The organism is Bradyrhizobium genosp. A (assembly GCF_049949275.1).
In the GTDB taxonomy this organism is placed as follows: domain Bacteria; phylum Pseudomonadota; class Alphaproteobacteria; order Rhizobiales; family Xanthobacteraceae; genus Bradyrhizobium.
On the sequence record NZ_CP188196.1, the window covers coordinates 6570732 to 6580324 of the forward strand.

The window sequence follows — 9593 nt, forward strand, 5'->3', positions numbered from 1 at the left end:
ATGGTCAGCAGTATAGCGATCTCAGGCAAATTGGCGAAGTGGATCGCCGGCTTCGTAGGGTGGGCAAAGGCGCGAAGCGCCGTGCCCACCATGTCTCCGCAAATCCGTCAGCATGGTGGGCACGGCGCGCGAAGAGCGCGCCTTTGCCCACCCTACAGCACCATCACCCCGCATACGCCTTGTCCAACTCCGCAATCACGATCTTCCGCATCCCCATCATCGCCTGCATGACGCGGTTGGCCTTGGTGCGGTCGGGGTCGCCGAGGTAGCGGCCAAGCGCGGTCGGGACCACCTGCCAGGACAGGCCAAATTTGTCCTTCAACCAGCCGCAGCGGGATTCCTCGCCGCCGTCGGCCGTGAGCTTCTCCCAGAAATGATCCACCTCGCCTTGCGTCTCCACGCTGATGAAGAACGACACCGCCTCGTTGAAGCGATGTTGCGGCCCGCCATTGAGCGCGTGGAAGCGCTGGCCTTCGAGCTCGAACACCGCCATGAAGTCGCTGACGGTCTCGACTTTCGCGTTGGGGAACACCGATTTGTAGAAGGCGACGGCCTCCGGGACGTTGTTGTCGAACCAGAGGAACGGCGTGATGGAGGTCATGGGCGGATATCCTTTCGCTTCAAGCCGGACACGCGGCCGTGCGCCGCTGGTCCAAGGACGAGGGAGGGACGGGCGTCCCGACAGGGGGGCGGGATTTTTTTGACCCTATCGCCAACGGCAATTCGTAGGGAGGGAGAGGGCAAGATACTGGGCGAATATTCCAGCCTTTCCACCTATGTCGCGCGCGGCGAAGCGAGGCCGGCCTTCCGCCGCGCTTTCGATGCTCAATTCGCGGTTTTTACTGCCGCATCAACGCGTTGATGAGGCCAAACGTCCTCCGGTCAATCGACGTCGCTCGCGGACTATTGCCAGGGCGTGATGGCAGCGATACGACTTCCGGTGGAAGAACTTGAGGTGGAACAGCCGGGCCTCAACCGGCGCACATATCGAGGAAGCCGCCGCCATGAGCGACGATCTCTCCGGTGTCTGGGACGGCACTTACATCCAACCCGGCACGGGAATGGTCACGTTCACGGCGACGCTGGTCGAGGCCGGCGGCGCGATCAGCGGCAGCGTCACCGAGCCCTGCTCGAATCCGCGCTGCCCCTTGCGCACCCACAGCGCCTCGATCACGGGCCATCGCGCGGGCCACGTCGTGTCGTTCGTCAAACGCTATGAGCCGCCCGGCTACGGCTTCGGCATTGTCCACTATGACGGCATCATGAATGGAGAGGCGACCGAGATCGACGGGCGCTGGCGCCTGCCGGGCACATCAGGGTCGTTCCTGATGATCCGCTCCAGCAAGCGCGCGCAGGCGAGCGCCGCCGGCAAACGGGCGAACGAACCGGCCCGCGAGTAAAGGGAGGATCCATGCTGACGCTCTATTCGTATCCGGAGCTCTTCGGCGTCGCCGACAACAACGGCTACGGGCTCAAGGTCTACGCCTTCCTGAAGCTCGCCGGCGTGCCGTTCGTGCACGAGCACGTGTTCGATGCCTCCACAGCACCGCGCGGGCAGCTGCCCTATGTCGTCGATGACGGCGAGACCATCGGCGACAGCGAGACGATCATCGCGCACGCGATCGCAAAATATCATCTGAGCATCGATGCCGCGCTGTCGCCTGCGCAGCGCCGGACCCATCATCTCGTCACCCGCATGCTGGATGATCTCTATTGGGTAATGTCGTATTCGCGCTGGAAGGACGAGCGTTACTACCCCGCGTTTCGCGATGGCTTCATCGCCCAGCATAAGCAGATCGACGCTGATGGCTTCGAGAAAGCGAAGGCCTACAACGCGCAGCGCTATCACTACCAGGGCATCGGCCGCTACACGCCCGAGCAGGCTTACGCACGGGGCCTTGCCGATCTGCAGGTGCTGGCCGAGATCGTGCCCGCGAACGGCTTTGTCGATAGCGAGCGGCCGACCAGCTGCGATGCCGGCATCTACGGCTTCATCGCCAATATCTATTACTTTCCGATCCCGACGCCGCTGAAGGCGTTCGTCGAGGCGCAGAAGAACCTCGTCGCGCATTGCGAGCGGGTTCATGCGATGGTGAGCGCATAGTCCCCGGTCTCGTAGGGTGGGCAAAGCGAAGCGTGCCCACCAACTTTGTCACCGCGATCACCGACCTCATCCTGAGGAGGCCGCAAAGCGGCCGTCTCGAAGGATGGCCGCGGGCGAGAGGCGGGCCTTCATGGTTCGAGACGGCGCTTCGCGCCTCCTCACCATGAGGATCAACACCGGGAGCGTTGATAGATGGTGGGCACGGCGCTGACGCGCCTTTGCCCACCCTACGGCACCTCTTCTTATCGCATCGTGATCGCGAGCCCGCTCAGATCGGCATTCGCCATCAGGCCGGTCTGGTAGCCCGACAGCTCCAGCACCGCGCCCTTCTGGTTGGTCAGCACGATGGCGCGGGCGCCGCGGCCGACGGCGAGGCCGGCACCGGCAGCGCCATAGACGCCGGCGACATCCGAGGGACGGTTGATGTTGGAGACGCGGCCGCGCAGCACGGTCTTGGAGCCGCCGAAGACCAGGCCGTAATCGAGCCCGCCGGTCGAGAGCGAATAGGAACGGCCGCGGAAGTTCAGCACCCCGCTTCCGCCGGACCCGCCGATGAACCAGCCCGCCTTGTAGATCGTCAGCACCACTGTGCCGCCATCGGCCTGCGCCGCGGTCGAGAGGCCGGCGAGCGCGGCGATGGCGACCAGCGCGGCACGCAAGGTGGAAGCAATCTTCATGGGGCGTCTCCGGGGGCTATTTTTTAGGGAGAGAACGAATCAGATGCCGCAATCTATCCGATCGATCGCGGCGGCAACATGATGGGGGAATTTCCGCAAGTGCGGTGGCGGCTGGGTTCGCGCAAGGTCCTCATTCTCCGTCATTGCGAGCGCAGCGAAGCAATCCAGGATCTCTCCGCGGAGACAGTCTGGATTGCTTCGCTGCGCTCGCAATGACGGGTGGATGGATTCCGGCCTCCCCCCGCCAGCGGGCCACGAGGCGACGTAAGCCGCCTGCGCACATCGACGCGCCATCCCCATCATGTCATCCTGCCCCTGTTTTGCCCGACAGGTCAACCAAATATTTCTGCCTTCCCGAATTCCAATTTTGCCAATCATTTCTACTGTGCATGGGGTTGTTTTCGCGTTTTGTGTTGGAGCACGCCGCGCATGCCGCTACGCTGCTGCGAACTCCCCCGTTGCATCCGAGGTCCCCATGCCGATCCAGCACTTTGCGCCTCCGCCGCACGTCAAGGCGCCGCCGCTCTCCTTCGCGACGCGCGTCGGCGACCTGCTGTTCGTGTCCGGCATTCCCGGCTTCGACGCCCACGGCGCGCTGCCTGACGGCTTCGAGGCGCAGTTCGCCAACGTCGTCGTCAACATCAAGCGCGTGCTGGACGAGGCCGGCGCAACGACGCGCAATCTCGTCAAGGTCAACGTGCTCTTGACCCGCGCCTCAGACGTTGCCGCGATGAACGCGCTCTATGCCGGCGCGTTCGGCCCGCCGCCCTTTCCCGCACGCACCACCTGCGTGGTGCAGGCGCTGCCCGATCCGAAGATGCTGATCGAGATCGAGGCGGTGGCCTCGCTGGCGAAGGGATAGTCCAAGGGATAGTCAACGGGGGTCTACCTGACATATCCGTGATCGGTCACCCTGCGGCTTGCAAGCTGCACCATTTTGCCGCACCAGTCTCTCGTCACGTTCCCATCAGGAGGTTTTTCATGCGTCGCGTTCTCGCCCTTTGTGCCGTTGCCGGCATCGCCAGTTCCGTGTTTGCCGTGCCTGCATCCGCAGCGGCCGGCTATTACGTGATCCGCTGGGACAACACCGGCATCTGCCAGGTCTGGAACGAGGATCTCCGCTACAAGCCGTTCCAGTGGGGCGCTTCGACCTACAAGATCGTCAGCAAGCCGCTCCCGACCTTCACGGCTGCCTCCGAGCTCCAGATCAAGATGCGCGCCGAGCGCCGCTGCATGCTCTGAGCCGATCGGCCAATCCAGCTTGAGGGCGGGTTGCGCGAGCAGCCCGCCCTTTCCTTTTGCGCTGGGCCGGCTACCATCGCGCCAGCGCCTCCGTGCCGACCTTCCTCGACGCCCTCGCCCTGAAGGATCACGCGTTGAAGGCCGGTCACTGCAGCTGGTAAGAATTCGATCGGCGGACGACAAGGGCCGGGCAAGGATGCGCTGCTAGCATCCTTGCCCGGTCGTTTTTTCACCTTGCGGATTTGGAGCAGGTCGATGTGCGCACGGACGACGACAGCTGCGGCTCTCGCCGCATCACTCCTGCTCGCAGCGGCGCAGGCGCAGGCCCCGCAATCGCTCCGCGTGATCTCGCCGATCTTCGGCCAGCTCGTCAGCTTCACGATGCCGTCGGATTTTGTCGCGGCGTTCGAGAACACCAAGGGCGGCCACTACATCCGCGAAGCCGTGCTCAAGGGCGAGACGCCCGAGCGCTGGACGCAGATGATCACGGTCACCGGCGAGAAGGGCATGACATTGACGCCAGGTAGCTCGCCGCAGATTTTCGCAGGCACCATCGCAGGCGGGTTCAAGACGGCCTGCCCCGACAGCTTTGCCGCCAGGCCCCTGGGCGAGACGAGATTCGGCCGCTTCGAGGGCTTTGTCGCCGTGATCGGTTGCGGCCGTATCGACAGCGGCCCGACGCGGCACAGCGAAACCGCGCTGCTGGTCACGCTCAAGGGTGCGACCGACTATTACACCATCCAATGGGCCGAGCGCGGCCCCGAAAGCGACGAGCCGCCGGTCAACGACGAACGCTGGGAAGCGCGCCTGCGCGATCTCAGTCCGATCGACCTCTGCCCGATCATCCCGGGCGAAGCCGCGCCCTATCCGAGCTGCGTGAACAAGAGCTGAGCGCTCTCACGCGTCCTTGTGCGCGCCGGGATGAATCAAAACATCGCGTGCGGCGGCGAGGTCGATGAAGGCCTGCGCACTGCCGCCCTGGTCGGGATGCACGCCCTTGGCGGCGCGGCGATAGGCCTGGTTGATGTCGTCGCACGTGAGCTGCACCGCGAGCGGAAGGCCCAGCATCTTGCGGGCGCGATCCTCGCTGGACAATTTCTTCGGCGCGGCGTTGCGGCGGCCGAAGCGTGGCGCTGTCAGATCATGGACGACATCGAGGACCACGCCGACGCGGCGCCGCGCCGCCAGCGTGACGCCATGATCGTCATTGTCGGCGGCCTGGCGCAGCACGGGCAATGCCTGCTCGGCGGCCTGCCGCAGCGTGGCATCAAGGCTCATCCGCGCGATCTCGGCGACGAGCCGGCCTGCCTCGGCCCAGTCGGCGAATTCCGCCGATCGCAGGCGCTCGAGCGCCAATTTCCAGGATTCCAGTCGTTCCATCATGCGCGCAACGTTTAGCAATGGAGATGAGTATGCCAAGGCGGCCGTTTCCGACCCCTTAATTTCGGGTTAGCCTTTCATGAAACTTAGAAACGAATCCGGGAGGAAATTGTCATGGCATTGCTGGCAAACCATATCGCTGTCGTCACGGGCGCCGGTTCCGGCATCGGCCGGGCGATCGCTGCCGGCTACGCCCGCGAGGGGGCGCAGGTCGTGCTGCTCGACGTTAACGCCGACACGGTCGCGGAGGCCGCCGCGGAGATCCGCAAGGCCGGCGGTCGGGCCGAGAGCTTCGCGCTCGACGTGACCAGGCGTGACGACTGCTTTGGGCTGGCAAAGCAAGTCGCCGACAAGGTCGGACAGGTCTCGATCCTCGTCAACAATGCCGGCATCACCCGCCGCAATGCCTTCACCGCGGAGACCGAGACGGTGGCGAAGGACTGGAACGACATCATCTCGCTCAACCTCAACGGCGTCTTCAACACGACGCAGGCGTTCCTTAGCCCCCTGCGCGCAAGCAAGGGCCGCATCGTCAATATCGGCTCGATCCAGTCCTTCGTGCATCTGCGCACGCCGAGCTCGGCGGCCTACACCGCTTCCAAACACGGCGTGCTTGGCTTCACCAAGGCGCTCGCAGTCGAGCTCGGCAAGGAAGGCGTGCGCGTCAACGCGATTGGGCCTGGCTTCATCGAGACCAACATCAACGCCAATGTACGCGCCACCAATCCGGCGCTGGTGCAGGCCTTCGTCGATCACACACCGCTCGCGCGCACCGGCAAGCCCGAGGACATCGTCGGCCCCGCGATCTTCCTCGCCTCGGACCTGTCATCTTACGTCACGGGAACGATCGTGATGGTGGACGGCGGGTATCGCACGGTGTGAGCGCGAAATCGGTCCGCCTCGCTATGCATCTCGTGCCAATCGCGGCAATGCGGCGGCATTCCCAAGGTCAATTGGTGCGATCGCTCGCAATTAACCTTTCATTAACCAAACCCGCCCACCGTAGATCCACGGCTTGGGGGTCGTTTGTTCTCGATCCGCTTCCAACGATGGAAGCGGGCGTTGATCGGGGAGTGTGTTGATGACCACTGTTCATGTCGCGGCGCCCGAGCAGGGCGCGCAATTCCTTGCACCCAACGAGATCGTTCCACTGTTGATCGGCGCGACCGTCGGCGAGGTCGAGCGCGAGCTCGTGCTCCAGACGCTCGCACGCTGCGACGGCAACCGCACGCGTGCTTCGCGCGTGCTCGGCCTGTCGGTGCGCACGCTGCGCAACAAGATCAGGATCTACGCGGCCTCCGGCATCGAGGTGCCGGCGTATCACGATTAGCGCGTGACGGCGCCAATCATTCCGCGCGCGGTATCGTTCGGAAGACCATCTGATACAGCTTGGCGCCGACGAGCAGCGACAACGTGATAATCGCGACCCAGGCCGCTGTCAGCGCGACCGCGCGCAGGACGAAGGCCGTCAGGATCGCCCATGACGCCTGCGGCTCCTCGGCGTAACCGACCGGCACGACATCGGGCACCAGCAGATGGGCGAGGCCGACCGCCGCCGCGAAGATGATCGCAGCCAGGCAAAGGACTTTCCACGCTGCGCGCATCGGTGGTTCCTCGCAAGGGTTGAGGCCGTGCGTCATCTATGACACGGCGCCCCGCGGCGCCGATTGATGTTGATCATGCCCGGCAGGATGCGCGGGCGGAATTGCTGCCGTCGTCAAACGCCGCTAAGTAGCTTGCGTGCGCAGAAGGAGCAGCGGCGTGGCAGACGAACAGGGACGGCAGGGACCTCAAGGTCCGCGCGGACGGCAGGGCGAGCCGGGACGGCCGGGGCCGCAAGGTCATCCAGGCAAGCGGGGCCCCGACGGCGCACGCGGCAAGCCGGGACCGCAGGGCAAGCCGGGACCGGCCGGAAAGGCCGGACCGCAAGGTAAGGCCGGTCTGCCGGGCAAGCCAGGCGAAGCCGGCGCACGGGGCGCAGCTGGACCGCAGGGCGCCGTGGGTCCGCAAGGTCCCGCCGGTCCTCAAGGCCCGCGCGGCGAGGCCGGCCCGCCCGGCCAATTGCCGTCGATCGAGCAGGTGCTGCCGTGGCTCGAGCAGCTGTTCGACGCCTGGGACGAACGCCGCCGCCAGCGCGAGCAGGAGGCCGCCGAACGGGCGGCCCTCGAAGCCGCCGTGCACGAAGCTGACGATGCGCCATCCGACGACGAGAGCGACGAGGTCGAAGGCGACGACAAGAAGAAGAGAAAGAAGAAGAAGCACGGCCACAAGGACTAGCAGCAGCGGCTACTTCGCCTGATCCTCACGCCTTGGCAGCATGCCCATGCGCTCGAATTGCCAGCGCATGGCGCGGTACCAGAGATAGCCGACCGCCGCGCCGCAAACGGCCAGGATCACCACGTACGCGCTCGAGAACGAGCCGCTCCACCACATCATCCACGCGGTCCACAACAGCGTGAAAATGATGGCACCTGCTTTCAGCGGAAGAAGGGGGCGGCTCATGATCGTGCTCCGGGTTATCAAAACCCCGGCGAACATCATCGCGCGTGAGGGCCACGACTTCCGTGAGCCAGATCACGGTCGTGCCTGGGGGAACCCTAACCGAAGCGCAACCGCGAGCGCTCCTTCGCTTTCTCTGCCTCGACCTCGCGGTCGCGCGTCGGTGCATGGGTGTGCAGCGAGGTCAGCAGTTTTCGCGCAGCCTCCGAGACCTCAGCGACCGCGCGGTCGAATGCCGCCTCATTGGCCTGCGACGGCTTGTTGAAGCCGGAGAGTTTTCGCACGAACTGGAGCGCGCTGGCATTGATTTCGTCCTCCGTCGCCGGCGGCTCGAAATTAAACAGCGTTTTGATGTTGCGGCACATGCAGTCTCTCCCGATGATTTCCTCATAGGACGATCGGCGGAGCCGAAATCCTACATCCTTCCGGACGCTTCTGCTAAGGTCCATCTCAATGCGGCCACGAGCCATGAGCCGCACATGGGGAGACAAACATGAGGGCTTCTTTCGCGGCGTTGTCGGCCGTTCTGCTGTCCGTCTCGACATCGGTATTTGCCGCCGACTATCCGGCGCCGAAACAGGGCGATTGGATTGCCAGGGATTTCAAGTTCCACACCGGCGAGGTCATGCCGGAACTGAAGCTGCATTACACCACTGTCGGTGAGCCGACCGGGCAACCGGTGCTGGTGCTGCACGGCACCGGCGGCCCGGGCGCGAGCATGCTGACGCCCGCTTTCGCCGGCGAGCTGTTCGGCGCCGGACAGCCGCTCGACACGTCCAAATATTACATCATCATTCCCGACGCGATCGGCCACGGCAAATCGTCAAAGCCGTCCGACGGCATGAAGACGGGCTTCCCGAAATACAATTACGACGACATGGTGGAGGCGCAGCATCGTCTCGTGACCGAAGGCCTCGGCGTCAAGCATCTGCGGCTCGTGATCGGCAACTCAATGGGCGGCATGCAAACCTGGCTGTGGGGCGAAACATATCCCAAGGACATGGACGCGCTGGTGCCGATGGCCTCCCAGCCGACCGAGATGGCGTCGCGCAACTGGATGATGCGGCGGATCATGCTCGACACCATCCGCAACGATCCAGATTACAATGGCGGCAATTACACCAGCCAGCCGCGCATGATGAAATACGCCATTACGGCCTACGGCATCACCAGCAGCGGCGGCACGCTCGCCTATCAGCAACAGGCACCGACCGCGGCGAAGGCTGACAAGATCGTCGACGAACGGCTGGCGACGCCGATCACGGCAGATGCCAACGACTTCATCTACCAGTGGGACTCTTCGCACGACTATAATGCCGCCGACAAGCTGGAGGGAATCGAGGCCTCGCTGCTGCTGATCAATTCCGCCGACGACGAGCGCAATCCGCCCGAGACCGGCCTGACGGATGCCGCGATGAAGCGGGTCAAGAACGGCAAGCTGTATCTCATCCCCGCAAGCACCGAGACGCGCGGCCACGGCACCACCGGCAACGCGAAGTTCTACAGCGAGCAGGTTCGGCAATTGCTGCAAACTGCACCGCAGCGCACGATGTAGGCATCGTCGAAGCCGCTCCGATATCGCAACGCATCATATGCGGCGCCTCGGCGCCGCATATTATTTGAGCATGCAATGAGCCGACGGCTCGGGCTTAATCGCGTGAACGATACGAATCGACACGCGATGAGGAGGA

The 9593-nt window shown here is 64.3% G+C and carries 15 protein-coding genes and 1 pseudogene; 10 read left to right on the forward strand and 6 right to left on the reverse strand.

Annotated features, from left to right (window positions below; all coding sequences use genetic code 11):
- Positions 1–163: 163 nt before the first annotated feature.
- Positions 164–601, reverse strand: a complete 438-nt coding sequence (locus ACP2YP_RS30815; protein WP_426419984.1) for a VOC family protein — start codon at positions 599–601, stop codon at positions 164–166.
- A gap of 144 nt (positions 602–745) precedes the next feature.
- Between ACP2YP_RS30815 and ACP2YP_RS30820 the strand changes: the two are divergent.
- The 3 genes and pseudogenes from ACP2YP_RS30820 to ACP2YP_RS30830 form a co-directional block, all read left to right on the forward strand.
- A pseudogene (locus ACP2YP_RS30820) lies at positions 746–862 on the forward strand (glutathione S-transferase family protein); the annotation flags it as partial.
- 142 nt (positions 863–1004) lie between these two features.
- Complete coding sequence (locus ACP2YP_RS30825) at positions 1005–1400, forward strand: hypothetical protein (protein ID WP_426419985.1); 396 nt, start codon at positions 1005–1007, stop codon at positions 1398–1400.
- Between the two features lie 11 nt (positions 1401–1411).
- On the forward strand, positions 1412–2104 hold the full coding sequence (locus tag ACP2YP_RS30830; protein WP_426419986.1) for a glutathione S-transferase family protein: 693 nt from the start codon (positions 1412–1414) through the stop codon (positions 2102–2104).
- Between the two features lie 242 nt (positions 2105–2346).
- On the opposite strand, the gene ACP2YP_RS30835 is transcribed toward ACP2YP_RS30830, so the two are convergent.
- Positions 2347–2781 carry a hypothetical protein gene (locus ACP2YP_RS30835; RefSeq protein WP_148750574.1) on the reverse strand — a complete coding sequence of 145 codons (435 nt, stop codon included), beginning with the start codon at positions 2779–2781 and terminating at the stop codon, positions 2347–2349.
- A gap of 475 nt (positions 2782–3256) precedes the next feature.
- Between ACP2YP_RS30835 and ACP2YP_RS30840 the strand changes: the two genes are divergently transcribed.
- The 3 genes from ACP2YP_RS30840 to ACP2YP_RS30850 all read left to right on the forward strand — a co-directional run bounded on the left by ACP2YP_RS30840 (position 3257) and on the right by ACP2YP_RS30850 (position 4914).
- On the forward strand, positions 3257–3643 hold the full coding sequence (locus ACP2YP_RS30840) for a RidA family protein (protein WP_426419987.1): 387 nt from the start codon (positions 3257–3259) through the stop codon (positions 3641–3643).
- 119 nt (positions 3644–3762) lie between these two features.
- Positions 3763–4023, forward strand: coding sequence for a hypothetical protein (locus ACP2YP_RS30845; RefSeq protein ID WP_426419988.1), 261 nt, complete (start codon positions 3763–3765; stop codon positions 4021–4023).
- 255 nt (positions 4024–4278) lie between these two features.
- Complete coding sequence (locus ACP2YP_RS30850; protein WP_426419989.1) at positions 4279–4914, forward strand: hypothetical protein; 636 nt, start codon at positions 4279–4281, stop codon at positions 4912–4914.
- Positions 4915–4920: 6 nt separating this feature from the next.
- On the opposite strand, the gene ACP2YP_RS30855 is transcribed toward ACP2YP_RS30850, so the two are convergent.
- Complete coding sequence (locus ACP2YP_RS30855) at positions 4921–5406, reverse strand: J domain-containing protein (protein WP_426419990.1); 486 nt, start codon at positions 5404–5406, stop codon at positions 4921–4923.
- Between the two features lie 111 nt (positions 5407–5517).
- Between ACP2YP_RS30855 and ACP2YP_RS30860 the strand changes: the two genes are divergently transcribed.
- Positions 5518–6285 (forward strand): SDR family NAD(P)-dependent oxidoreductase, encoded by a 768-nt coding sequence (locus ACP2YP_RS30860; RefSeq protein WP_426419991.1) that lies wholly within the window; start codon positions 5518–5520, stop codon positions 6283–6285.
- 199 nt (positions 6286–6484) lie between these two features.
- Positions 6485–6733: a helix-turn-helix domain-containing protein gene (locus ACP2YP_RS30865; RefSeq protein ID WP_237865850.1), complete on the forward strand. Its 249-nt coding sequence runs from the start codon at positions 6485–6487 to the stop codon at positions 6731–6733.
- 16 nt (positions 6734–6749) lie between these two features.
- On the opposite strand, the gene ACP2YP_RS30870 is transcribed toward ACP2YP_RS30865, so the two are convergent.
- Positions 6750–7007: a hypothetical protein gene (locus ACP2YP_RS30870; RefSeq protein WP_426419992.1), complete on the reverse strand. Its 258-nt coding sequence runs from the start codon at positions 7005–7007 to the stop codon at positions 6750–6752.
- 157 nt (positions 7008–7164) lie between these two features.
- Between ACP2YP_RS30870 and ACP2YP_RS30875 the strand changes: the two genes are divergently transcribed.
- On the forward strand, positions 7165–7680 hold the full coding sequence (locus tag ACP2YP_RS30875; RefSeq protein ID WP_426419993.1) for a collagen-like protein: 516 nt from the start codon (positions 7165–7167) through the stop codon (positions 7678–7680).
- 9 nt (positions 7681–7689) lie between these two features.
- Here ACP2YP_RS30875 and ACP2YP_RS30880 read toward each other — a convergent pair whose 3' ends face one another.
- Both ACP2YP_RS30880 and ACP2YP_RS30885 read right to left on the reverse strand, forming a co-directional pair.
- The gene (locus ACP2YP_RS30880) at positions 7690–7905 is read right to left on the reverse strand and encodes a hypothetical protein (RefSeq protein WP_426419994.1); all 216 of its coding nucleotides are present in this window, start codon (positions 7903–7905) and stop codon (positions 7690–7692) included.
- Positions 7906–8000: 95 nt separating this feature from the next.
- A complete protein-coding gene (locus tag ACP2YP_RS30885) occupies positions 8001–8267 on the reverse strand; it encodes a DUF2277 domain-containing protein (RefSeq protein ID WP_426419995.1) in 267 nt (88 codons plus the stop codon).
- 128 nt (positions 8268–8395) lie between these two features.
- Between ACP2YP_RS30885 and ACP2YP_RS30890 the strand changes: the two genes are divergently transcribed.
- Positions 8396–9457 carry an alpha/beta fold hydrolase gene (locus ACP2YP_RS30890; RefSeq protein WP_426419996.1) on the forward strand — a complete coding sequence of 354 codons (1062 nt, stop codon included), beginning with the start codon at positions 8396–8398 and terminating at the stop codon, positions 9455–9457.
- Positions 9458–9593 lie beyond the last annotated feature (136 nt).

What these genes read in the sequence shown, in the direction of transcription:
- ACP2YP_RS30815 (WP_426419984.1), bottom strand. Translation starts at nt 601, where the DNA reads ATGACCTCCATCACGCCGTTCCTCTGGTTCGACAACAACGTCCCGGAG.
- ACP2YP_RS30825 (WP_426419985.1), top strand. Translation starts at nt 1,005, where the DNA reads ATGAGCGACGATCTCTCCGGTGTCTGGGACGGCACTTACATCCAACCC.
- ACP2YP_RS30830 (WP_426419986.1), top strand. Translation starts at nt 1,412, where the DNA reads ATGCTGACGCTCTATTCGTATCCGGAGCTCTTCGGCGTCGCCGACAAC.
- ACP2YP_RS30835 (WP_148750574.1), bottom strand. Translation starts at nt 2,781, where the DNA reads ATGAAGATTGCTTCCACCTTGCGTGCCGCGCTGGTCGCCATCGCCGCG.
- ACP2YP_RS30840 (WP_426419987.1), top strand. Translation starts at nt 3,257, where the DNA reads ATGCCGATCCAGCACTTTGCGCCTCCGCCGCACGTCAAGGCGCCGCCG.
- ACP2YP_RS30845 (WP_426419988.1), top strand. Translation starts at nt 3,763, where the DNA reads ATGCGTCGCGTTCTCGCCCTTTGTGCCGTTGCCGGCATCGCCAGTTCC.
- ACP2YP_RS30850 (WP_426419989.1), top strand. Translation starts at nt 4,279, where the DNA reads ATGTGCGCACGGACGACGACAGCTGCGGCTCTCGCCGCATCACTCCTG.
- ACP2YP_RS30855 (WP_426419990.1), bottom strand. Translation starts at nt 5,406, where the DNA reads ATGATGGAACGACTGGAATCCTGGAAATTGGCGCTCGAGCGCCTGCGA.
- ACP2YP_RS30860 (WP_426419991.1), top strand. Translation starts at nt 5,518, where the DNA reads ATGGCATTGCTGGCAAACCATATCGCTGTCGTCACGGGCGCCGGTTCC.
- ACP2YP_RS30865 (WP_237865850.1), top strand. Translation starts at nt 6,485, where the DNA reads ATGACCACTGTTCATGTCGCGGCGCCCGAGCAGGGCGCGCAATTCCTT.
- ACP2YP_RS30870 (WP_426419992.1), bottom strand. Translation starts at nt 7,007, where the DNA reads ATGCGCGCAGCGTGGAAAGTCCTTTGCCTGGCTGCGATCATCTTCGCG.
- ACP2YP_RS30880 (WP_426419994.1), bottom strand. Translation starts at nt 7,905, where the DNA reads ATGAGCCGCCCCCTTCTTCCGCTGAAAGCAGGTGCCATCATTTTCACG.
- ACP2YP_RS30885 (WP_426419995.1), bottom strand. Translation starts at nt 8,267, where the DNA reads ATGTGCCGCAACATCAAAACGCTGTTTAATTTCGAGCCGCCGGCGACG.
- ACP2YP_RS30890 (WP_426419996.1), top strand. Translation starts at nt 8,396, where the DNA reads ATGAGGGCTTCTTTCGCGGCGTTGTCGGCCGTTCTGCTGTCCGTCTCG.